Origin of the sequence: Galactobacter caseinivorans (genome assembly GCF_003640665.1) — a bacterium.
Lineage (GTDB): Bacteria > Actinomycetota > Actinomycetes > Actinomycetales > Micrococcaceae > Galactobacter > Galactobacter caseinivorans.
Genome location: NZ_QQXL01000003.1, coordinates 275,522 through 298,900 on the forward strand (window position 1 = coordinate 275,522; position 23,379 = coordinate 298,900).

Genomic DNA, 23,379 nt, shown 5'->3' on the forward strand with positions numbered 1-23,379 from the left:
CGTGGATATCGACATGAGCGCATTGCGTCTGCTGGAGAAAGAACGCGAGATCCCGCTGGCCAAGCTGATCCCGACGATTGAACAGGCGTTGATCCTGGCGTATGAGAAGGAGCCCGGAGCCATCCGCGGCGCCCGCGCCGAGCTGGATCGCCAGAGCGGTCACGTGACCATCTGGGCGCCGGAGCTGGATGAGGACAACAAGCGCATCGGGGAGTTTGACGACACCCCCACGGGCTTTGGCCGCATCGCCGCGTCCACCGCGCGCCAGACCATCATGCAGCGCCTTCGCGATGCCGATGATGACATTGTGCTTGGCGAGTTCAAGGGCAAAGAGGGCGAGATCCTCTCCGGCGTGATCCAGCAGGGCCGCGACCCGCGCATGGTGCAGGTGCACTTGGGCACCTTGGAGGCGCTGTTGCCGCCGCCAGAGCAGGTCCCGGGCGAGGAGTACAAGCATGGGCGCCGACTGCGCGTCTATGTCACGGACGTGCACCGCGGGCTGAAGGGCCCCTCCGTGACGGTCTCGCGCTCCCACCCCAACCTGGTGCGCCGCCTGTTTGAGCTGGAGGTCCCGGAGATTGGCGATCGGCAGGTGGAGATCGTCGCGATCGCCCGCGAGGCCGGCCACCGCTCCAAGATGGCCGTGCGCTCCCGCGCAGAGGGCGTCAACGCCAAGGGCGCCTGCATCGGCGAGATGGGGACGCGCGTGCGCGCCGTCATGACGGAGCTGGGAGAGGAGAAGATCGACATCGTCGACTTCGACACCGACCCGGCAGCGTTTGTGGCCCATGCCCTCTCCCCGGCCCGTGTTCTCAGCGTGGAGGTGCTGGATGAGGCCACTCACCAGGCCCGCGCCGTGGTCCCGGACAACCAGCTCTCCCTTGCCATTGGCAAGGAGGGCCAAAACGCCCGCCTCGCTGCCAAGCTCACCGGCTGGCGCATCGACATCGTGGCGGAGTCCCGCGCACACGAGCCGCGCGACTAAGCGCACGCTCACACGGCAGCTCACTGTGTGGGGCGCCACTCGATCCGCGAGTGCGCCCCATACGCGGTAGAGTGGACAACGGTCCGTCGACAGACGTGATGCCATGGTTGGAAGGAGCGTGCGGTCCGTGAGTACTCACCGGCCCCAGCGCACCTGCATTGGCTGCAAGCGAGTTGACGACCAATCCCAGCTGTTGCGTTGGGTGCTTGACGAGCAAGACCCCACGCGGGTTTTGCCAGATCCCACCCGGCGCAAGTCCGGTCGGGGTGCTTGGTTGCACCCCGTGCCGGAGTGCGTACAGCAAGCGGCCAGACGCCGCGCCTTTTCCCGGGCTTTTCGTTCCGGAAACATTGGGCACGACGTCGAGGCGTTGCTTCACGCGATGAGCGGCAGCCCCCCACGGGGCGGCTATGACACCGAAAAAACACCTGAAAGCGGGTCGCAAGCAGTGGAAACCCGATGAGAACCAAGCGATGAGCACCCAGAGATGAACAACCTCTGTGTCGCCACCGACCCGCGTGCGCCGCGTTGCGGCCGTGCGCGATTGAACAAGCAACGGTCCGCTTGACCCCTTCAGGAAGAAGGATGCGGGCCAGACAGGAGAACTGTGGCTAAGGTCCGCGTCCACGAGCTCGCTAAGGAGCTCGGGATCACTTCCAAGGAAGCGATCACCAAACTGGAGGAGATGGGCGAATTCGTTCGCTCCGCGTCCTCCACCATTGAACCGCCGGTCGTCAAGAAGCTGCGAGGCGCCTTCCCGGATGCCCCCGCGGCTCCCGCGGCCGCCCCGGCAGCCAGCAAGGCAGCCGCAAGCAAGCCCTCCGCGACCCCCGGCCCCAAGCCGGCCGCGAAGGCCACCCCGGCCAAGGCGACCACCGAGGCTGAGGCCGCTCCGGCCCCCGCCGAGGCCCCCGTCGCCGTCGAGCCTGAGGCGCCTGCCGCCATGGCAACCAAGGCGGCACCCGTCGTCGAGGAAGCCCCGGCAGCAGAGGCGGCCCCGGCCGCAGAAGCCAGCCCCGCGGCGTCGACCGGTGCCAAGCCGGGCGCAGCCAAGCCGGCCTCCAAGCCGGCAGCGTCCAACGCCCCCAAGCCGGGCGGTAACGCGCCCAAGCCGGGTGGCCCGCGTCCGGGTAACAACCCGTTCAGCTCCCAGCAGGGCATGCGCTCCGGCGATGCCCCGCGCCAGGGTGGTGCGCCCCGTCCGGGTAGCAACCCCCCTCGTCCGGGCGGTCCCCGCCCCGGCAACAACCCGTTCAGCCCCCAGCAGGGCATGCGCACCGGTGGCGCGTCCGGCTCGGGAGCACCCCGTCCGGGTGCACCGCGTGCGGGCGCACCGGGTGCGGGCGGTCCCCGTCCCAGCGCAGCCGGTGCCGGTGGACCCCGTCCGCCGCGCGCAGGTGCAGCGGGAGCGGGCGGCCCCCGTCCCAACCCGAACATGATGCCCAAGAAGCTTGAGCTCAATGTGGGCGCCAAGCCCGGCGCGGCCGGTGGCCGTGGCGGCGGACGCCCGGGTGCCGGTGGCGGCGCAGCAGGCGGTGGCACCGCAGGTGGCTTCCGCGGCGGTCGCGGTGGCGGTCGTGGTTCCGCACAGGGTGCCTTCGGTAAGGGCGGCCCCCGTCGCGGTAAGCAGCGCAAGTCCAAGCGCGCCAAGCGCCAGGAGCTGGAGCAGCAGGGTGCACCCGTCGTTGGCGGCGTGATTGTCCCCCGCGGCAATGGCGAGACCGTGGTGCGTCTGCGCCGCGGCGCGACCATCTCTGACTTCGCGGAGAAGATCAACGCCAACCCGGCAGCGCTGGTAACGGTGCTCTTCCACCTGGGTGAGATGGCGACATCCACCCAGTCCCTGGATGAGTCAACCTTCAACGTGTTGGGGGACGAGCTGGGCTACGTGGTCCAGATCGTTTCGCCGGAGGATGAGGAGCGCGAGCTCTTCGAGTCCTTCGACATCGACTTGGGCGGCGAGCTTGAGGCCGAGACCGAGGACATGCTGGAAGCCCGCCCGCCGGTGGTCACCATCATGGGTCACGTTGATCACGGTAAGACCCGACTCCTGGATGCTATCCGCAAGACCAACGTCATTGATGGCGAGGCCGGGGGCATCACCCAGCACATCGGTGCCTACCAGATCGAGACCGAGCTTGAGGGCAACGATCGCGCCATCACGTTCATCGATACCCCCGGTCACGAGGCGTTCACCGCCATGCGTGCCCGTGGCGCCAAGGTCACCGATATTGCGGTGCTCGTGGTTGCTGCAGATGACGGCGTGATGCCGCAGACGGTGGAGGCGTTGAACCACGCCCAGGCCGCCGGTGTGCCGATCGTGGTCGCGGTCAACAAGATCGATAAGCCGGATTCAAACCCGGACAAGGTCAAGGGCCAGCTGGCCGAGTACGGCCTGGTTCCCGAGGAGTACGGCGGCGACACCATGTTCGTGCCCGTCTCCGCGCGCCAGGACATTGGCATCGAGGACCTGCTCTCGGCGATCCTGCTGACCGCGGATGCCGCGCTTGATCTGCGCGCCAACCCGGACAAGGACGCCCGAGGCATCGCCATCGAAGCCAACCTGGACAAGGGCCGCGGCGCCGTCGCGACCGTCCTGGTGGAGTCCGGAACGCTCATGGTGGGTGACACGATCGTGGCCGGTACGGCTCACGGCCGCGTCCGCGCCATGTTCGACGAGAACGGCAACGCTCTCGACGTCGCGCTGCCGTCCCGCCCCGTCCAGGTGCTTGGCCTGAGCAACGTCCCCCGTGCCGGCGATACCTTCATCGTCACGCCGGACGAGCGCACCGCCCGCCAGATCGCTGAGAAGCGTGAGGCTGCGGATCGCAACGCCATGCTGGCCAAGCGTCGCAAGCGCATCTCGCTTGAGGACTTCGATAAGGCTGTGGCTGACGGCAAGATCGACACCTTGAACCTCATCCTCAAGGGTGACGTTTCCGGTGCCGTGGAAGCCCTGGAGGACTCGCTCCTCAAGATCGACGTGGGAGACGATGTGCAGCTGCGCGTCATCCACCGCGGCGTGGGTGCCATCACGCAGAACGACGTCAACCTGGCCACGGTGGACAGCGCGATCATCATCGGCTTCAACGTTCGCCCCGCCGAGCGCGTTGCCGACCTGGCCGACCGCGAGGGCGTGGATATGCGCTTCTACTCGGTCATCTACCAGGCGATCGACGACATCGAGTCTGCTCTCACGGGCATGCTGAAGCCGGAGTACGAGGAGGTGGCCCTGGGTTCTGCAGAGATCCGCATGGTCTTCCGTTCCTCCAAGTTCGGCAACATCGCCGGTTCGATCGTGCGCTCCGGCCTCATCCGCCGTAACGCCAAGGCGCGCCTGGTGCGCGATGGCAACGTGGTGGCGGATAACCTCTCGATCGACTCCCTGCGTCGCGAGAAGGATGACTCGACCGAGGTTCGTGAGGGTTACGAGTGCGGTATTGGGCTCGGCTCCTTCAACGACATTCGCGAGGGCGACATGATTGAGACGTGGGAGCTTCGCGAGAAGCCCCGCTCCTGATCTGACGCAGTGCTAGCGCCGCGGGGGTGGGTGGTTCGCCACCCACCCCCGCGGCGCACCCCGCAGTAACCTTTTGACCCTTTCCCGGGGCGCCTAGCCCCGGACCCTTTCGAAGCAGCAGGAGGAACCATGGCTGACGCACCCCGTGCCGCACGCATGGCCCAGCGCATCAAGGTCATCGTGGCCGGCTCCCTGACTCGCGTGATTCGCGACGAGGCGGCGGAGAACATCACCGTCACCGATGCCCGAGTCACCAACGACCTGCAGAACGCCACCGTGTATTACACGGTGCTTGGCGATGACGCGGTCAAGGCGGAGGTGGCGGAGCTGTTGAAGCAGTACGCCGGCCGCCTGCGCAAGGAGGTGGGCAACAACATCACCGCCCGCCTGACCCCGACCCTGGCCTTCGTGGCGGACGAGGTCCCCGTGAATGCCAACCTGGTAGAGGACCTGCTGCGCCAGGCCCGCGCCCAGGACGCGGAGGTGGCCGCCCTTGCCGAGGGCAAGACCTACGCCGGCGACGCGGATCCGTACAAGCGCGACGAAGACGAAGACAACGACGAGGACGACGCGGACGATGCCGAAGGCCGTTGACCCCAACGTCCCCTCGGGGCTCGTAGTGGTGGACAAGTCGCCCGGGATGACCAGTCACGACGTGGTCTCCCGGGTGCGCCGTTTGGCGGGCACCCGCAAGGTGGGCCACGCCGGCACCCTTGACCCCATGGCCACGGGCGTGCTCGTGGTGGGCGTCAACAAGGCCACGCGCCTGTTGACCTTCCTGGTGGGCCAGGACAAGACGTATGAGGCGACCATCCGCCTGGGTGAGACGACCTCCACCGAGGATGCGGAGGGGGAGATCCTGCTGCGCCGCTATGTGGCCGCGGTGACGCGCCCGGACCTGGACGCCGCCGTGGAGCGCTTGCGCGGCGACATCCAGCAGATCCCCAGCGCGGTCTCCGCCATCAAGGTGGACGGCAAGCGGGCCTATCAGCGCGTGCGGGACGGGGAGGATGTGCAGCTCAAGGCCCGTCCCGTGACGATCAAGCGCTTTGACATTCTTGAGGTGCGCCGCCCAGAGGGTGGGCGCACCATGGACGTGGACGTGGTGGTGGAGTGCACCTCCGGCACCTACATCCGCGCCCTGGCTCGCGATCTGGGAGAGGCGCTGGGGGTGGGTGGGCACCTGACGGCGCTGCGCCGCACCCGCGTGGGCTCCTTTGGCCTGGACACGGCTAGGACGCTGGATCAACTTGCGGAGGAGTTCGCGATGGTTGACCTGGCCACCAGCGCCCGCAACCTCTTCCCTGCGCGTGAGTTGAGCGCAGAGGAGACGGCGGAGCTGGGGTACGGCCGGCGCATTGAGCCCAGCGTGGGCCAGGAGCTGACGGCCGCGTTCTCCCCGGAGGGAGAGCTCATCTCCCTCGTGGAGAATGTCAATGGCAAGGCCAAGCCAGCACTCGTTTTTGCGGCGAACTAGCCGCTTGAGACACGTAGTTTAAGTAAAAGTCAGTAGGAGCAAGCGCAGAGCATGATCTTTGACGGTTTCATGATCGCGGGCACCATCGTGTGTGCCGTGAGCGTGCTGCTGGGGCTGTGGTCCACGGCCCGGCACCGCTTCCCGACGGATGCCTCCATCCTCTCCCTCGCAGCGGTGGAGCTCTTCCTGGTGGTCTACGGGATCGCCGCGGGCGTGCGCCAGTCCGGGGGAGAGACCCTGGTCGGGGCCGCCTGGGAGTTCTGGGGCTACCTCGCCACGGCGATCCTGGTGGTGCTCCTGGCAGGCTGGTGGGGCATCGGGGAGAAGTCCCGGTGGTCCAATCTGGTGATGGCGGCCGCGGGCTTCACGGTCTTTGTGATGCTCTTTCGCATGCAACAGGTCTGGATTGGACAGGGAATCTTCTGATGGACAAGCAACAACCCCGCGGCTCCCGCATTGCCTCCCGCGTGCACGGGGACCCCACCGCGCTGGATGCACCGGCAGCCGAGTCCGCCCAGGATCGCAGTCCGGAGCGCAAGAATCGGGGCCTAGGCCGCATCATCATCGCCGTCTATGCGGTGTTTGCGCTCAGCGCTTTGGCGCGCTCCACCTTCCAACTCTTCACGATTTTCCACGAGGCCCCCGTGGCCATCACCCTCTCGATGATCGCGGCGGCCGTGTACGTGGTGGCGACCATCTCGCTTGCGCGCACCGGAGTGCGCGCCTGGTACGTGGCGATGGGTGCCGTGATCGTGGAGCTGCTCGGCATCATCGTGGTCTCCGTCCTGAGCTACGCCGACCCGCAGCTCTTCCCCAAGGCCAGCGTCTGGAGCCACTTTGGCCAGGGCTACGGCTACGTTCCCTTTGCCCTGCCCTTTGTGGGCCTCTGGTGGCTGCTGACGCACAGGCCCCGCCGCGGCGCAGCGTCCTGAGCGCCCGCCCAGCGGGTGGATAATGAGTGGCGGCCCTGACCGGGCCGGCCAACGAACCAGGCGGGCTTGCCGCCATTCGAGGAGTACTGGTGTTGCACTGGCGGAGCCTGGCGGACGTCCCCGCATCCATGACGGGGTCCACCGTGACGATTGGCAACTTCGATGGGGTCCACCGCGGGCACCAGGAGCTGCTGAGCACCGTCGTGGACCAGGCGGCCCGGCACCGCTGCGCCTCCGTGGTGGTCACCTTTGACCCTCACCCTGCCCGCGTGCACCGCCCGGAGGCCGCCCCCGCTCCCATCATGAGCGAGCCCCGCAAGGAACGTCTCCTGGAGGAGGCCGGGGTGGAGGCGCTGCTGGTGATTCACTACACCCTCGACTTCGCGGACCAGAGCGCGGAGCAGTTCGTGAAGGACTACCTGGTGCAGGGACTGCGCGCCCGTGTGGTGGTGGTGGGTCATGACGTCCGCTTTGGGCGCGGCAACGAGGGCACGTTGGCGACCATGGTTGAGCTGGGCGCCAAGTACGGCTTTGAGGTGATCGGCGTGGATGACGTTGGCCCCGACCGCCGCTGGTCCTCCACCTGGGTTCGCGAGGCGCTGCAGCGCGGAGACGTTCACGAGGCGGCCAGAATCCTTGGCCGTCACCACTCCATGCGCGGAGAGGTGGTGCACGGCTTTGCTCGCGGGCGGGAGATGGGTTTCCCCACCGCAAACCTGGCCCCGGACGCCACCGGACTCATGCCTGCGGACGGCGTCTATGCCGGCTGGCTGCACGATGAATCCGGGACGCGCTGGCCCGCCGCCATCTCCATCGGCACCAACCCCACCTTTGACGGCGAGGTGCGCACGGTAGAGGCGCACGTCATTGATCGTCCGGAGGAGGCCGTGGAGGATTTTGATCTCTACGGGCAGATCGTTGACCTCGAATTTGTTGAGCACCTGCGCGGCACGGTGAAGTATCACGGCCCGGAGGCCCTCGTGGAGCAGATGCATTGCGACGTGGACCAGGCCCGCGGCAGCCTCGCTGCGGATGCGAGCAAGGCCCTCGCGGCAGATCTCGAGGCATGACCCACCCGGACCCTGACACCCGGCCCCTGCCCAACCTCCCCACCGGGGCACCCTCCCTTGATGCCGCGGCGCGGCAGGAGTTGGGCGGGGCCTTTCGGCGCTCCGGGGCCGGCTATCACGAGGTGCGGCCGGGTTACCCGGCGTGGGTCGCCGAGTTTTTGGTCCCCCTGAAGGCGGCCCCTGGCACGGCTGCCCAGCAGAACCCAGGGCCCGACGCCGCTGGGTTGGCTTTCGGCGCGCCGGTCGCGGTGGATCTCGGCGCGGGAACGGGACTCTTCACGCGCGATCTGGTGGCGCGCGCCCAGGAGGTCATCGCCGTCGAGCCCTCAGAGTCCATGCGCGCGGTGCTGCGGGCGCAACTGCCCGGCGTGCGCGCGGTGGACGGGACGGCGGAGTGCACCGGGCTGCCGAGTGACTGCGCGGACGTGGTGACGGTGGCGCAGGCCTGGCACTGGATGGATCCGCTGGCTGCCTCCGCTGAGGTGCGCCGGATCCTGAGACCGGGCGGCACGTTGGGCCTCGTGTGGAATCAGCTGGACGTCGGTGTGCCGTGGGTGCACCGGCTGGCGCGCATCATGCACTCCGGGGACGTGCAACGCGATGCGGAGGCGGCCGCCACGGTCGGGCCGGGATTTGGTGCGGCGCAGATACGCCAGGATCACTGGCTGGATACCGTCACCCCGGAGTCGCTGATGGCGCTGTGCCACTCGCGTTCCTACTGGTTGCGCTCATCCGAGGCCGTGCGCGCCAAGGTGGACACGAACCTGCGGTGGTATCTGCACGAACATCTGGGGTTCGCCCCTGGGCAGAGGCTTGAGCTGCCGTACGTGGTGCTCGCGGTGCGCTACGGAGTCATTTGACCTGCCACGCACCCACCGGCCGCACGCTGATAGACTGACTCTTGGTGCGCACTGCAGTCCGCGGTTGTGCCACCCCTTCCGCACAGCCGGGGCGCAAGCCACGGGGAGCGGGAGTCAAACACGCGGTACAACTCATTAGGAGTTCATCTCATGGCACTTGATCAGGCGATCAAGCAGGAGATCATGAAGGAATACGCCACCCACGAGGGTGACACCGGTTCGCCGGAGGTGCAGATTGCTGTCCTCTCGCGCCGTATTTCCGACCTCACGGAGCACCTGAAGGAGCACAAGCACGATCACCACACCCGCCGTGGCCTCATGGGCCTGGTTGGTCGTCGTCGTCGCATGCTCGGCTACCTCAAGGACACCGACATCACTCGCTACCGTGCGCTCATCGAGCGCCTCGGCCTGCGCCGCTGATGACATCGTGAGGCGGCACCCCGCAGGGGGTGTCGCCTCACGGCGTATCCGGGGTCGTCGTGAGACGATTCTGGTGGGGCACCGCCCCACACTGAAGGAACAGCAGTACCAGCAATAAACACAAGCAAACACCGGCTACGGAGCCGGGCGCCGCACGCGCGTGTGGTCCTCGGTAGTGGCCTTCGGTATCCCCTCGCCTTGCATGGCGGGGGAGCGGACCGCGGGCCTCGATCGAGCACCCGCAAGGCGTCACTTGCGTCCGGAATCTCCGTGCCAACGAACAGAAACGGAGGCACCCGTGGAGGGTACCGACATCCAGTTCGCTGAAGCAGTCATCGACAACGGTCGATTCGGTCAGCGCACCATTCGCTTTGAGACGGGCCGTCTGGCCCAACAGGCCGCTGGCTCCGCCATGGTCTACCTGGACGATGACACGTCCATGCTGTCCGCCACCACGGCAGGCAAGCACCCCCGCGAGGGCTTCGACTTCTTCCCCCTGACGGTGGACGTCGAGGAGCGCATGTACGCCGCGGGCAAGATCCCCGGCTCCTTCTTCCGCCGCGAGGGCCGTCCCTCGACCGAGGCCATCCTGGCGTGCCGCCTGATGGACCGCCCGCTGCGTCCCGCCTTCGTGAAGGGCCTGCGCAACGAGGTTCAGGTCGTCGTGATGATCACCTCGATGAACCCGGATGACTACTACGACGTCGTGGCGATCAACGCCTCCTCGATGTCCACGCAGCTCTCCGGCCTGCCCTTCTCCGGCCCCATCGGTGGCGTCCGCGTCGCCCTGGTCAACGACGGCAACGGTGACCAGTGGGTCGCCTTCCCGACCAAGACCCAGCTGGAAAGCGCCGTGTTCAACATGGTCGTGGCCGGCCGAATCGCCGGAGACGACGTGGCGATCATGATGGTGGAGGCCGGCGCGACCGACCACGCCTGGGACCTGATCAAGAACCAGGGCCACACCGCCCCCACCGAAGAGGTTGTGGCAGAGGGCCTCGAGGCCGCTAAGCCCTTCATCAAGGTGCTCGTGGAGGCCCAGGCTGACCTGGCCTCCCGCGCCGCGAAGCCGGCCAAGGAATTCCCGGTCTTCAAGGACTTCCAGGATGACGCCTACCAGGCCGTCTCCGCCTTCGCGAGCGCCAAGCTGACGGAGATCTTCCAGATCGCCGACAAGCAGGACCGCGACGTGGCCTCTGACGAGTTCAAGGCCGAGGTGCTGGGCAAGTTCGCCGCAGATGGTGCCGAGTTCGAGGGGCGCGACTCCGAGATCTCCAAGGCCTTCGGTGCCGTCACCAAGCACGTGGTGCGCCAGCGCATCCTCTCGGATCAGATCCGCATCGACGGCCGCGGCCTGACGGACATCCGTCGCCTGCTCGCCGAGGTTGAGGTGCTGCCGCGCGTGCACGGCTCCGCCATCTTCGAGCGCGGCGAGACCCAGATCATGGGCGTCACCACGCTGAACATGCTCAAGATGGAGCAGCAGATCGATTCCCTCTCCCCGGAGAAGGCGAAGCGCTACATGCACCACTACAACTTCCCGCCGTTCTCCACGGGCGAGACCGGCCGCGTCGGCTCCCCGAAGCGCCGCGAAATTGGTCACGGCGCCCTCGCAGAGCGCGCCCTGGTTCCGGTGCTGCCGACCCGCGAGGAATTCCCCTACGCGATTCGCCAGGTCTCCGAGGCGCTGAGCTCCAACGGCTCCACCTCCATGGGATCCGTGTGTGCCTCCACGTTGTCCATGTACAACGCCGGTGTGCCGCTGAAGGCCCCCGTGGCCGGCATCGCCATGGGCCTGGTCTCCGACACCGTTGATGGTCAGACCCGCTACGCGGCCCTGACGGACATCCTCGGTGCCGAGGACGCCATGGGTGACATGGACTTCAAGGTCGCCGGTACGCCGGAGTTCGTGACCGCCATTCAGCTGGATACCAAGCTGGACGGCATCCCCGCCTCCGTGCTGGCCGCCGCGCTGAAGCAGGCCCGCGAGGCCCGCCTGCACATCCTGGACGTCATCACCTCCGTGATTGACGAGCCGGATGAGATGTCGCAGTTTGCCCCGCGCATCATCTCCGTGAAGATCCCCGTGGATAAGATCGGCGAGGTCATTGGCCCCAAGGGCAAGATGATCAACCAGATCCAGGAGGACACCGGCGCCGACATCTCGATCGAGGATGACGGCACCGTGTTGATCGGCGCGACGTCCGGCGAGGCCGCCGACGCAGCCCGCTCCGCCGTGAACGCGATCGCCAACCCGCAGGTTCCCGAGGTGGGCGAGCGCTACCTCGGCACCGTGGTGAAGCTGACCACGTTTGGCGCCTTCGTGTCCCTGACCCCGGGCAAGGACGGCCTGCTGCACGTCACCGAGCTGCGCAAGCTCAACGACGGCAAGCGCGTCGACGACGTCGAGGACGTTGTCTCCGTTGGCCAGCGTATCCAGGTGGAAATCACCAAGGTTGATGATCGCGGCAAGCTCTCGCTCGCCCCGGTCGTGGCCGAGGACGCGGCGGATAACGCCGAGAGCTCCGAGGGCTGACATGGCGGTGATCCCCCTGCCCCTGACCGGCACCGGGATCACCCCGAACGCAGGGCGCGCCTCCTCTTCTGGGGGGCGCGCCCTTGCGCAAACAGGGGTGACCCAGGAAGTGCTGGTCCACGAGGACGGCTCGCGCGTGATGCGCAGCGTGCTGCCCGGTGGCGTGCGAGTGTTGACGGAATCCATGCCCGGCGTGCAGTCGGCGTCGGTGGGGTTCTGGGTTGGCGTGGGTTCACGCGATGAGGAGCCGGGAATGCACGGCTCCACCCATTTCCTGGAGCACCTGCTGTTTAAGGGCACCAAGAAGCGCTCCGCGCTGGACATTGCCTTGGCCTTTGACGAGGTGGGCGGCGAGTCAAACGCGGCCACCGCCAAGGAATCCACGTGCTACTACGCCCGCGTCCTTGGGACGGATCTGCCCATGGCCATCGCGACCATTGGCGACATGGTGACCTCCGCGCGCCTCACGGATGAGGACCTGGAGCAGGAACGTGGCGTGATCCTGGAGGAGTTGGCGATGGATGCCGATGATCCCACGGACCTGGCCCACGAGCGCTTCACGGAGCTGGTCCTTGGCCAGCACGCCCTTGGCCGTCCCATCGGCGGCACGCCGGAGGACATCAACAACACCAAGGCGCAGGCCGTGCGGGAGCACTACCAGCTGCATTACACCCCGCGCACGCTCGTGGTGACCGCGGCGGGAGCCGTGGATCATGCTGAGGTCTGTGAGCAGGTCATGCAGGCGTTGGTAAACGGCGGATGGGATCTGCAAGAGGGCGTCGCGCCGCAGGCGCGCCGCACGCTTGAGGCCTCCACCATCACCCCGGCGACTGGCGAGCATGTCATTCGCCGCGACGTCGAGCAGGCAAATGTGCTGCTGGGCGTGCCGGGGCTCATCGCCCTGGATGAGCGTCGCTATGCGCTGGGCGTGCTGAACACGGTGCTGGGCGGGGGCATGTCCTCGCGGCTGTTCCAGCGCGTGCGTGAGCAGCGGGGTCTGGCGTATTCCACCTACTCCTTCACGGGCTCGTACACGGATGCCGGGTACTTTGGCCTCTACGCCGGGTGTTCCCCGGCCAAGGTGCGCCAGGTGCTTGACCTGTTGGGGGCCGAGTTTGATGAGATCGCGGCCAACGGCATCACGGAGCATGAGCACCGTGTGGCCCTGGGGCAGCTGGCCGGCGGGCGTGTGCTCTCTGGCGAGGACCACGGGGCGCGCATGTCACGCCTGGGTGGCGCCGAGCTGATCACGGGCGAGTATCACGACCTGGACGAGACGCTGCGGCGGATCCGCGCGGTGACGCGTGAGCAGGTGCAGGACGTGGCTCGCGAGCTCGCGGCCCGCCCGCGCACCGCGGTGGTCGTGGGGCCCTTCGACTCGATCTGAGTCGGGGTCGGAGTTGGGGGGCGGCAGTGGAAGGGGGAGGCATGGAGGAGTTGGGACTGCTCGACGACGCTGGGTTGCGTCGGTGGGCCCGCGAGCACGGCGGCGAGGCCGCCGCGTTGCTCGCGGCCTCCATGCGTGGCTCCCGCGGGGCCGCGGGGGAGTTTGCCTCGGCCCTTGAACACCTCTCACCGTCGCGTCGGCGTGCCGATGTCGCGACGGTGGCCGGGCTCTGGTTCGCGCTCCCGCTGGGGCTGCGCCAGGAATGGACGGTGCGCTATCCGGGGGTGATCGGGCCGCTGAACGGCGTGGACTTCCCCAGCCGGGTGCGCGCCAACATCATCGTGGCCGCAGGACTGCTGCACCAGCTGACCGCTGAGGCAGAGGATGCCAAGAGCCGGGGGTTCTGGGGCACGCTGCGCCGCGGATTGCGGGCGGCTTTTCGGGTGGGGCACGTGCGGCGCCAGCTGGATGGCCTGCACCAGGCGGTGCACCGCGAGGACGCACCGATCCAACTGCTCTTTGCCTCTGATGAGGCGGATGGTCAGTTTGTGGTCCTCTCCGGCGAGCTCTCTGATGCGACGAGGACCGTTGCCGTCATGGTGCCCGGCACGCTGACCTACGGCAATCACCTGGCCATGAACATTGGGCGCCTGCGTGATGTGGATGGGCGCGAGGTGCACCCGGACACTGCCGTGGGTTTGTATTGGCAGGGCACCGAGTTCCCGCGCTTTGTCACGGACAATGCGGATCGGCGGTTTAATCGCGCCGCCCGCGAGCGCCTCTCGGCCTTTGACGCCGCCCTGGATCTTGAGGCGGAACGGGTCTGCACGCCCGGCGCCGCGCCGGCCCCGCAGACCTACATTGGCCACAGCTATGGGGCCAGCGCCATCGGCTCCGCCGAGTCCCTCGGCGAGGGGCTCACGCTTGATCGGCTGGTGTACGTGGGTGCTCCAGGGACCGGGTTTCAGGTTGATCTTCCCGCGGACACCGCCAATCCGGACGCCGATCGCTACGCCCTGGTGGCCCCGGCGGATCTCACACCCTGGCTGGGTGGCGCGCTCTTTGGCCGGGCCCTTGGCGGGGATCCGGTGCGGGAGATGGGGGCCGTCCGGTTGGAGACGGGGTTCCTTGATCATGCCGGGCGCCGTCAGCGGCTGGTGAGTCACAACGACTACCTGCGCGGTGGCTCCACGTCCGCGCTGAACATCCGCGCCGTGGTCCTTGGCCAGCGCACGCTTCCCGCTGTGGTGGGGCGCCCGTGGCCGTGGGGGCGCATCTCCGACCGCCGCCTGGCACGCCGCATCAATGGCCTGCGCCTGCCGCGTTAGCGCACAAAAAACAGCGGGGTGACAGCTTGCTGTGCAACGATTCCCCACATGAGATCTTTCCCGGCGCGCCCCCTGGCGGTGGGCGAATGTGTCGACAGCGTGAACCTGCCCGTCCTGGCGGAGGCGGAGCCCGGATCCGGCGTGATGCGCCGGCGCCAGGCGGTGGTCCGGCCCGAGTGGGCCCTGGATGGCGTCCGCCTGCGGGACATGGTGGGGGAGCCCGGCTGGGTCTTTGTGGGGGAGGGCGTGTGGGAAGAGGCCGTCCTTGACCCGCTGGAGTCTTCGGTAGTGACGGACGGCGCGTGGGTGGATGAGGATTGGCGGCTGCGCGCCTACCAAACGTTGCTTGGCCGCAGCCCCGGGCAGGCTCGCTGGTTCCCACTGGGGTTGGTGCCGCTGCTGGGGCCGGGCGGCGAGGAGCCGGGGCCTGCAGTCGCAGATCCGGGCCAAGGCTCCTACTTGGCGGTGCGGGTCGTGCCCGACGGCGCGGGGGTGCGCTGGTCGGAGCTCCGGCGGGTTGACCTGGTGTCGGGTTCGGGACGGGACGGCTCATGGTCCCCAGAGCTTGGCCCCAATCTGCTGGCCGCCTCGGTGCCGTGGACCCGCGAAGAACTCTCGGCGGAGCTGCTCCGAGCGGCCCAGCATCGGGCCAGCGCGCTGCCCACCGGTGTGCCTGGGGTCCCGCATGTCCCCGACGCGCAGGCCCGGGATCGCTCCTGGGTACGGGCGTGGGATAGCGACGCGTATCGGCTACACCGCACCGCCCGGCGTAATCGGGAGGACCCGACTATGCGCTGGCAGCAACCGCAGCGAGACGCCTTTCAGGCCGAATGCGCTGCGGCGGATCCGCTGCGTCTTGGAGTGGGCGGTCAGCTGGTGGACCGCCACAGCTATGAGGGCTGCCGCGCGGACCTGGAGGAGTTGCTGCCCTTCTCCGCGATCATGACGGGCGGCACCGCGTTGCTGCGCGACTACTTTGAGCAGGTCTGGGGATTCGAACCGGATGCAGCGGGCTTGCGTCAGGTGATGCAGCGCCTGGAATTGGTGCCGCGGCAGCTCGAGAGCTGGGACGAGGCTCCGGTGGATGCGGACGACGCTTCTCAAGGCGGCCGGGAAGGCTGGGGCGGAAGGATGCGGCGCTGGTTGCGGCGCCCGCAGCGTCGAGAGGGCAAGAATTGAGCGGCCGGACGTGAGCGCAGCCGAACAGCGGGTTAACCGCCTGGGCATGGCGAAGATGGTGGTCTCGACCGTGCATCAGGTTGGAGGCACCCTGTGCCGGGTGCCAAGCACCGAGCTGGTCCCCACCCTGGATGGAACAAGGTTGGGCGCGGCACTGGGCGAGGATCGCGGCTCGGGTGGGTTCATGCTGGACTTTTTCGACACCCTGGGTGAGACCCACGAGGAAGCGGTCGAGGAGGATGCTGGTGGTTGGGCCGGCGCCGCCCGGCTCAGCTCGCAGGCGAAGGAGCTTCCGGGCCTTCCGCCGGGGTTCGCCGTCCTCTTCATGTGCCCCTGTGGGGATCCACACGACGGGAGCGTCGGCGTGAAAATCACCGTGGCGCCAAGCACGGTCACGTGGAGCGAGCCCACCGAAGTCCGGCCCGATTGGTCCGCGCAAGATCCCTTAGAGACGTGGGAACTCGTTCCGAGGCCCAGCGAGTGCTGGCGCTTCGACAGGGACGACTACGACGCGTGGGTTGCGAGCTACGTGCGGGCGGTGAACATCCGAGACGAAGAGTTCGTCGATCCTTTCGACGCGCCAGACGGCAACGTGCGCTGGGACGACGGCCTCGGCCTGACCGAACGGTCCTGGCTCACCATCCGAAACGCCCTCACGTTCAGTGAGACGTCTCTTTCGTGGTCTACGGAACTGTGGGATCAGCTCTCCGCTGCGCTCGTGGCGGAGGATCCGCTCAATCTGTGGGAGGTCGGCGACGTGCTGGACAAGAGCTATGAAGGCGCGGTCAGGGACTTATCCAACCGCATCCCTGCCCGTCGCTTCCTCGCCGACCCGCTGCACTGGATGGCCCCCTATTTTGAGCAAGTGTGGGACCGCCCAGCGGACCGGGACGCGTTGCGCCGCGTGGCGGCGCGCCTTGGAAGCGGCCCCGCGGGGAACTAGCGTTGCCCACAGGCCCCGGCCACACGCCGTCGGGCATCAGCAACGCCAACGCACCATTCATGACGACGCACGATGCGAGGAGAAATCATGGCCGAGAAGGTCGACATGGCAGAGGTCGAGAGTTTCGCGTTGGACCACACGGCGGTCAAGGCGCCGTACGTGCGGCTGATCGCGGTGGAGCACGGGCCGGCCGGCGGCACCATCTCCAACTTCGATGTGCGCCTGGTGCAGCCCAATCACGACTCCATCGAGACGGGCGGGCTGCACACCATTGAGCATCTGCTGGCTGGCCTGCTGCGCACTCGGCTGGAGGGCGTCATTGACTGCTCGCCGTTTGGGTGCCGCACCGGGTTCCACCTCATCTCCTGGGGCGAGCCGTCCGTGGAGGACGTGACGCGCGCCGTGAAGGGTGCGCTGGAGGAGATCGCTGAGTCCGTGACCTGGGAGGACGTGCCCGGCACCACCGCCATTAGCTGCGGCAACTACAAGGATCACTCGCTGCACTCGGCCAAGGAATGGTCCCGCCAGATCCTCGCGGAGGGGCTGTCCACGGACGCTTTTGTTCGCCGCGAGATCTGAGCGTATGGTTTCCCACATGCTCAAGCACCAGTTCACGACCACGCCGGATTCCTTCCGGCGCGCCTCGTGATGCCTTAAGCACCAAGCTTCAACACGAGCCCCCGGGAGAGATCCCGGGGGCTTTGTTGTACCCGAGACTCCTCTCCCTGCGGCGCCCTTTCTATTCAGCCTCAGCACCGCCAGGAGAGCACCATGCATCACCCACAGCAGGCCAGTCAGCCTTTCGCACCAGCCGCCCCGGCCATCTCACCCGCACCCGCCGATCACCGCCGGCTGGGTCGCGAGCTTGGCCTCTTTGACTCCTCCGAACTGATCGGGGCTGGGCTGCCCCTGTGGCTCCCGGACGGGGCCATTGTCCGCGCCGAGCTGGAGCGCTTCGCGGAGGAGATGGCGCGGGCCACCGGCTGCCGGCGGGTTTACACCCCGGTCATGGCGCGGCGTGAGCTCTTTGAGCGCAGCGGGCATTGGGAGAAGTTCAGCGAGGACATGTTCCCGCCCATGAAGGTGGGCGGCGGCGAGCTGGTGCTGCGCCCCGCCAACTGCCCCAGCCACACTCAGGTCTTTGCCCAGCGCGGGCGCAGTTGGCGCGAGCTGCCGCTGCGGCTGAGCGAGGTCGGTTCCATGTTCCGCAACGAGCTCACCGGCACCCTGGGCGGCCTGAGTCGGGTGCGCCAGATCAACCTGGACGACGCGCACGTGTTTTGCACCCCAGCGCAGGTGGTGGCGGAGGTGGCGCTGGCTCTGCGCGCCATCGCCTCCTGTTATGACGTGCTGGGGATTCAGATTGACCACTTCCGCCTGTCGCTGCGCGGTCCAGGCGGTAAATACGCGGGGGAGGACGCCGCCTGGGAGGAATCGGAGGCGGCGTTGCGCGCGGCGCTGGATCTGGAGGGCATGGAGTACCGGGTGGCTCCGGGTGAGGCCGCCTTTTATGGCCCCAAGATCGACGTGCAGGTGCGGGACGCCGGCGGGCGCGAGGAGACCCTGTCTACCGTTCAGGTGGACCGCGTCATGCCGGAGCGCTTTGGCCTGAACTACGTGGGGGAGGACGGCGCCAAGCATGTGCCCGTGATGGTGCACCGCGGTCTGCTTTCCTCGATGGAGCGCATGGTGGCGCTACTCGTGGAGCGCTACGACGGGCGACTGCCGCTCTGGCTTGCCCCGCGGCAGCTGAGGGTGCTGCCGGTATCCGGGGACTCCCAGGGTCAGGCTGCGCTTGAGGTGGTGCGGGTGTTGGAGGACGCCGGTTTGCGGGCGGAGTTGGACGACGCCGGCACCCTGGGCGCGCGCATCCGGCGCTCGCGCGAGGAGCGTGTGGGGGTCGTGTGCGTGGTGGGGCAGCGCGAGGTCGACGCCGGGACCGTGGCGGTGGGCCGCGTGCAGGTGCCGGTCGCGTCGCTGGTGGAGTCGCTGCGGGACGCCGTGGGGCGGCGCCGCGCGCGGCCTCCCGTTTTTGGGTAGAGACGGCGCTGCGGAGCCTTGCCGTTGGGTGCTGGCTGTGAGGGGCGGGGCCGGTGAGGGACGTTCTCTGTGAGGGATGGATCCTGTGGATAAAGCATTTCTGTGGAAAAGGTCTGTGGATAATTCGCGCCGAAAGAATATGATAAAAACCTGGTCCACTCTTAGAACATTTGTTCTAGGCGGCGGTAGAATGGAGTCATGAAACGCGGCGCTGGGGGCATCGCTCGGACCGAGGGGGTGGCTGGGATGACTGTTCAGATGCAGCGCCTGGTGCCGCGCGGGCAGCCCTCTCGGCCTCGACCGAGTAGGGTCACGGCGGCACGTGGCCGGGGACGCGAGCCGGCAGGCTCCGCGGACCTCCTGCCGGTGCACAGGATTCACCAGGCCGTTCGGGGCTCCCGGGTGGCGCTCGCGGACTTGGCCCCCTCGCCTGATCCTGCGATTGCCTCCGGTTTGGTGCCGGTCACCTCGCTCAGTGAAGACGACTTCGTGGCTGCATTGCTCGCCGTGGGTGAGCTCGCGCGCGTCCTGGACGGCCTACGGGTCATGTTTTGTGGCGAATTGGCTGCCCGCACGGCAGGGCTGGCCGTCCCGGATTCGTTGGCTAAACGGCTGGGTTTCCACAGCGCCCGGGACGCGCTCGCGGCGGTGTTTGGCGCGAGCTCGGCTGAGGTGGGTCGGTGGATGGCCCTAGCCAAGGTCACCGCCCCGCGGGATGGTGGGTCCACTGGATGGTTGGAGCCCAGCCGTCCCCTCGTGGCCCGGGCCCTGCACGCTGGGTGGATCAGCGCCGAGCAGGCCAACACCATCCACCGCTCCTTGCCAGACCCTCGTAGACCGGAACACGCCCCCGGCCTGCATGCGGCGGCGGAGCGGTCGGTCACCGACTTCGCCAGCGGGCGCCAGAACGACGACGCGTTGGTGTGCGGGGCGCCGGGCCGCTCAGACGGCTCGGGCGGCTCGGTCGGCTCTGACGGCCCGTGTCGGATGCCGGGCCAGGACTCCGTCGAGGACTGGGCCATCCCAGGTGTTCCCCGGGACGATGTCCACTCCGGCCCCATAGAGAGTCGCATGCCGGCCCACCCCGAGGCAGCCGGTTGGCACTCGGAGGAGGCGCCGCCGCAGGGCCAGGCCGGCCATTGGACGCTCAGGTATGCGCCGCGTCAGCTGGCTGCCCAGTGTGAGGCGTGGTCCGCGCTCATCGACCCAGACGGGATCGAGCCGGCCTACGACGAACAGCGCCGCAAGCGCTGCTTCAAGATGCTGCAACAATCCGGCGGCGGCTGGCGGCTCAGCGGTTTCGCCCCGGCGCTCGAGGGGGCCGCGTTGCAGACGCTGCTGGACGTCTATCAGTCGCCGCGGCGCGTGCAGCCCGCAGGCACTACCGCCGGGGCCGCGCCTGACGCGGGCGACGTGCCCGACGCTCCGGACGAGAGGACTCGGGAACAGATTGCCTTCGATGTGCTCATTGGCCTGGCAGATTCCCACGTGAGATCAGGGGCGGCCCCCACGTCGGGCGGCGCCGCGCCAACACTGCTCGTGACGGTGACGCACGAGGCGCTCCTGAGGTACTTCGGCGACGGGGAGCCTGGCGGGTCGTCTGGCGGCAAATCGGGCGCCATGGGATCCCCTGGCACGTCGATGGAGCCGCCGTGGATGGAGGGGGCGCAGCGACCGTTCAGGCCGTCGGGGCTGCGGCCGCCGATTCCTCGTCGGGGTCCCGTGGGGGAGCCGCCGCAGAAGCGGATGCCGACGGACTCGGACGGGCGCCAAGCGACCGGGGAAGCCGACGATGAGAGAAGGAGACGGGAGGCGGGGCCCGACCAAGAGGTGAATTTCGATGACTTTGTCTGGCCACGGCCAAGCGCGTGGGCGGATGCGGGGATGCCAAGCGCGCCCTCTGACAACGCGAACCCTGGCACCGGCACCGGCACCGGCACCGGCACCGGCACCGGCACCGGCATTGGCATTGGCGATGGTGATCGCGATGGCGACCCTGGTTTCGACCCAGGGGATACATCGGAACAGCCGACCGAGGAATCGTGGCGCTCCCCGGTGGACCATGGTATGGACCGCGTCTTTGCCCGCTCCAGTCGTAGCACCACGGTGGTCCCGGTGGTACACGCCCTGCGGATGCTCTGCAACGACAAACTGCAACTCATGCTCGTCTCTGACGAGGGGCTCCCGCTCAAGCTCGGACGGGCCCGAAGAACCTTCTCTCCACCGCAGCGCACGGCGTTGATGGCCAGGGATCGGCACTGCAGGGCGCCCGGCTGCGAGCTGCCCGGTGGCTGGTGCGAGGCCCACCACGTGATGCCATGGGCGTCCGGCGGGCACACCGACATCGACAACGGCATCCTGCTCTGCACCTTTCACCATCACGAGGTTCACGCGGGGCGCCTGGCCATCATCGAAGCGTCCGGCGACGCATCGGATCCCACGCCCTGGCACGTGACGCAACCGTGGAGGCTGCCGCAATGACGATGCCAACCCTCACCCCACGCCCCACTAGACTGGGCAACCATGAGCACCCCCATCAAGGTCGCGATTCTGGGCGCCCGCGGGCGCATGGGCGCCGCCGCTGTCGACGCCGTCTCCGCCGCCTCGGATATGGAGCTGGTGGCCGCCCTGGGGCGCGGCGACCAACTCAGCAAGATCACCGACGCCGGAGCCACGCACGTGGTGGACCTGACGGTCCCGGAGTCCTCTGAGGCCAACGTGACGTTCGCCGTGGAGCGCGGCCTGCATGCCGTGGTTGGCACCACCGGCTGGGACGAGCCCCAGCGGGCGCGGCTAGAGGCGGTGTTGGGCCAGCATCCGGAGGTCGGTGTGCTGATCGCCCCCAACTTCGCGCTCGGCTCCGTGCTTGCCACGAGCTTTGCCGCCAAGGCCGCCACCTACTTTGACTCGGTCGAGGTGATCGAGTTGCACCACCCCAACAAGGTGGATGCCCCTTCCGGCACGGCGATCCGCACGGCGGAGCTGATCGCGGCCGCGCGCCGGGGAGCCGGCGTCCCTGCCGCGCCGGACGCGACGGAGAAACTGCTCGACGGCGCGCGCGGGGCTCTGGTGGACGGCGTTCCTGTCCACGCGGTGCGGCTGCGCGGCCTGACCGCGCATCAGGAGGTCCTCCTTGGCAGTGAGGGTGAGGCCCTGACCCTGCGCCACGACTCCTTTGGGCACTCGTCGTTCATGCCCGGCATCCTGCTTGGCCTGCGGCAGGCGGCCTCCCACCCTGGCCTGAGCTATGGCCTTGATCGTTACCTGGATTTGGGGTTCTGACATGAAGGATTTCTGGAAGGCGCACAGCCCCAAGATCTTCACCGGCATCATTCTGGCGATCTACGCCATCTATCTGGTCTCCACGGTGCAATCCGCTGCCCGCCTCATCACCACTGGCGAAGCGGTTCCGGTCCTCATGGGCATCTGCGTGCTCGGCATCCCGCTGGTCGGTGTGTGGATCCTGATCCGTGAGGTCCGCTTTGGCGCCACCACGCAGGCCATGGCCAAGGAGCTGCGGGAGCAGAACTTGCTGCCGGAGGACAACCTGCCGCGCCTGCCCTCGGGCCGCATTGTGCGCCAGGCGGCGGACGCCGACTTTGTGCAGTACAAGGAGGAAGCGGAGGCCAACCCGGGCCGCTGGCAGTCCTGGCACCGACTGGCACTCGCCTACGATGCCGCGGGAGATCGGCGTCGGGCGCGCGATGCCATGAAGACCGCCATGAAACTGCGCAGCGCGGACCTGAAGGCAAACTCGGCACGCCAGGCAAGGTAGCCTGTAGGTCATGGTCGTCCATTCCACTCAGCCCCAGTTCGGCACGCTGCTGACCGCCATGGTCACTCCGTTTACCGACTCCGGAACAGTGGACCTCGACGCGGCGCAGAAGCTTGCGGTGCACCTGGTAGAGGGCGGCAATGACGGCCTGGTTGTCACCGGCACCACGGGAGAGACTCCCACGCTGACGGATGATGAGAACGTGGCCATGTTTAGGGCCGTCGTTGAGGCGGTGGGTGATCGCGTCCCGGTCATCGCTGGCACCGGCACCAATGACACGAACCATTCCATCAACCTCTCGCGCCGCGCGCAGGAGGTGGGGGTGGATGGCCTGTTGCTGGTCACTCCGTATTACAACAAGCCCTCCCAGGCGGGCATCCGTGCTCACATGGAGGCCATCGCGGACGCCACCGACCTGCCGGTGATGTTGTATGACATCCCCGGCCGCACCGGCATGGCCATGGACACCAGCACCATTGTGGCGCTGTCCAAGCACCCCCGCATCGTGGCCCTCAAGGATGCCAAGGGCAATCTCCTGGAGACCACCAGGGTGATCGCCACTACCGATCTTGACGTCTACTCAGGCGATGACGGCATGACGCTTCCGCTCATGTCCATCGGCGCCAAGGGTCTCGTCTCAGTGACGGCCCACGTGGCCGCCCCGCAGTACCGCGCACTGGTCGACGCAGCCCTTGCGGGCGACTTCGAGACCGCGCGCGCCTTGCACTTCCAGTTGGACCCCGTCCAGCGGGCGTTGATGACACACGTTCAGGGTGCCGTCGCCGCCAAAACAGTACTTCACTGGCAGAAAGTCCTGCCGAACTCCGTGGTCCGGTTGCCCCTCGTGGCACCGAGCGCGGAGGAACTCAACCCCGTCAAGGCTGACCTCGTGGAGGCCGGATGGGAGATCTAGAAGAGGTGAAATCC

21 protein-coding genes are annotated in these 23,379 nt (G+C 67.8%); all 21 read left to right on the forward strand.

The window, feature by feature from the left end:
• Position 1: 1 nt before the first annotated feature.
• A complete protein-coding gene (gene nusA, locus DWQ67_RS06700; RefSeq protein WP_121484805.1) occupies positions 2-985 on the forward strand; it encodes a transcription termination factor NusA in 984 nt (327 codons plus the stop codon).
• A gap of 103 nt (positions 986-1,088) precedes the next feature.
• Positions 1,089-1,448: a YlxR family protein gene (locus DWQ67_RS14330; RefSeq protein WP_121484806.1), complete on the forward strand. Its 360-nt coding sequence runs from the start codon at positions 1,089-1,091 to the stop codon at positions 1,446-1,448.
• Between the two features lie 144 nt (positions 1,449-1,592).
• On the forward strand, positions 1,593-4,505 hold the full coding sequence (gene infB / locus DWQ67_RS06710; RefSeq protein ID WP_121484807.1) for a translation initiation factor IF-2: 2,913 nt from the start codon (positions 1,593-1,595) through the stop codon (positions 4,503-4,505).
• Between the two features lie 129 nt (positions 4,506-4,634).
• Positions 4,635-5,099: a 30S ribosome-binding factor RbfA gene (rbfA, locus tag DWQ67_RS06715; RefSeq protein ID WP_121484808.1), complete on the forward strand. Its 465-nt coding sequence runs from the start codon at positions 4,635-4,637 to the stop codon at positions 5,097-5,099.
• Positions 5,083-5,982 (forward strand): tRNA pseudouridine(55) synthase TruB, encoded by a 900-nt coding sequence (gene truB / locus DWQ67_RS06720; protein WP_121484809.1) that lies wholly within the window; start codon positions 5,083-5,085, stop codon positions 5,980-5,982. The genes rbfA and truB overlap by 17 nt, the downstream gene beginning before the upstream one ends.
• A gap of 51 nt (positions 5,983-6,033) precedes the next feature.
• A complete protein-coding gene (locus tag DWQ67_RS06725) occupies positions 6,034-6,408 on the forward strand; it encodes a hypothetical protein (protein ID WP_121484810.1) in 375 nt (124 codons plus the stop codon).
• The gene (locus tag DWQ67_RS06730; protein WP_233555947.1) at positions 6,408-6,914 is read left to right on the forward strand and encodes a hypothetical protein; all 507 of its coding nucleotides are present in this window, start codon (positions 6,408-6,410) and stop codon (positions 6,912-6,914) included. Before DWQ67_RS06725 ends, DWQ67_RS06730 begins: the two co-directional genes overlap by 1 nt.
• 86 nt (positions 6,915-7,000) lie before the next feature.
• Entirely contained in the window at positions 7,001-7,984 is a 984-nt protein-coding gene (locus DWQ67_RS06735) for a bifunctional riboflavin kinase/FAD synthetase (protein ID WP_407645801.1), read from the forward strand.
• Complete coding sequence (locus DWQ67_RS06740) at positions 7,981-8,844, forward strand: class I SAM-dependent methyltransferase (RefSeq protein ID WP_121484812.1); 864 nt, start codon at positions 7,981-7,983, stop codon at positions 8,842-8,844. The genes DWQ67_RS06735 and DWQ67_RS06740 overlap by 4 nt, the downstream gene beginning before the upstream one ends.
• 150 nt (positions 8,845-8,994) lie before the next feature.
• Complete coding sequence (rpsO, locus tag DWQ67_RS06745; RefSeq protein WP_121484813.1) at positions 8,995-9,264, forward strand: 30S ribosomal protein S15; 270 nt, start codon at positions 8,995-8,997, stop codon at positions 9,262-9,264.
• A gap of 298 nt (positions 9,265-9,562) precedes the next feature.
• Positions 9,563-11,800 carry a polyribonucleotide nucleotidyltransferase gene (locus tag DWQ67_RS06750; protein ID WP_121484814.1) on the forward strand — a complete coding sequence of 746 codons (2,238 nt, stop codon included), beginning with the start codon at positions 9,563-9,565 and terminating at the stop codon, positions 11,798-11,800.
• A 139-nt stretch (positions 11,801-11,939) separates the two neighbouring features.
• Complete coding sequence (locus tag DWQ67_RS06755) at positions 11,940-13,187, forward strand: M16 family metallopeptidase (RefSeq protein WP_233555970.1); 1,248 nt, start codon at positions 11,940-11,942, stop codon at positions 13,185-13,187.
• Between the two features lie 41 nt (positions 13,188-13,228).
• Positions 13,229-14,515: a hypothetical protein gene (locus DWQ67_RS06760; protein WP_121484816.1), complete on the forward strand. Its 1,287-nt coding sequence runs from the start codon at positions 13,229-13,231 to the stop codon at positions 14,513-14,515.
• A gap of 48 nt (positions 14,516-14,563) precedes the next feature.
• Positions 14,564-15,694: a hypothetical protein gene (locus tag DWQ67_RS06765; protein ID WP_147433641.1), complete on the forward strand. Its 1,131-nt coding sequence runs from the start codon at positions 14,564-14,566 to the stop codon at positions 15,692-15,694.
• 10 nt (positions 15,695-15,704) lie between these two features.
• Entirely contained in the window at positions 15,705-16,637 is a 933-nt protein-coding gene (locus DWQ67_RS06770) for a hypothetical protein (protein ID WP_121484818.1), read from the forward strand.
• Positions 16,638-16,724: 87 nt separating this feature from the next.
• Positions 16,725-17,216 carry an S-ribosylhomocysteine lyase gene (locus DWQ67_RS06775; protein ID WP_199712634.1) on the forward strand — a complete coding sequence of 164 codons (492 nt, stop codon included), beginning with the start codon at positions 16,725-16,727 and terminating at the stop codon, positions 17,214-17,216.
• A 192-nt stretch (positions 17,217-17,408) separates the two neighbouring features.
• Positions 17,409-18,677 carry a threonine--tRNA ligase gene (gene thrS / locus DWQ67_RS06780; protein WP_121484819.1) on the forward strand — a complete coding sequence of 423 codons (1,269 nt, stop codon included), beginning with the start codon at positions 17,409-17,411 and terminating at the stop codon, positions 18,675-18,677.
• 489 nt (positions 18,678-19,166) lie between these two features.
• The gene (locus tag DWQ67_RS06785; RefSeq protein WP_158595393.1) at positions 19,167-21,158 is read left to right on the forward strand and encodes an HNH endonuclease signature motif containing protein; all 1,992 of its coding nucleotides are present in this window, start codon (positions 19,167-19,169) and stop codon (positions 21,156-21,158) included.
• Positions 21,159-21,200: 42 nt separating this feature from the next.
• Complete coding sequence (gene dapB / locus DWQ67_RS06790) at positions 21,201-21,959, forward strand: 4-hydroxy-tetrahydrodipicolinate reductase (protein ID WP_121484821.1); 759 nt, start codon at positions 21,201-21,203, stop codon at positions 21,957-21,959.
• A 1-nt stretch (position 21,960) separates the two neighbouring features.
• The gene (locus DWQ67_RS06795; protein WP_121484822.1) at positions 21,961-22,452 is read left to right on the forward strand and encodes a hypothetical protein; all 492 of its coding nucleotides are present in this window, start codon (positions 21,961-21,963) and stop codon (positions 22,450-22,452) included.
• Positions 22,453-22,462: 10 nt separating this feature from the next.
• Positions 22,463-23,365 (forward strand): 4-hydroxy-tetrahydrodipicolinate synthase, encoded by a 903-nt coding sequence (gene dapA, locus DWQ67_RS06800; RefSeq protein ID WP_121484823.1) that lies wholly within the window; start codon positions 22,463-22,465, stop codon positions 23,363-23,365.
• Positions 23,366-23,379: the final 14 nt, after the last annotated feature.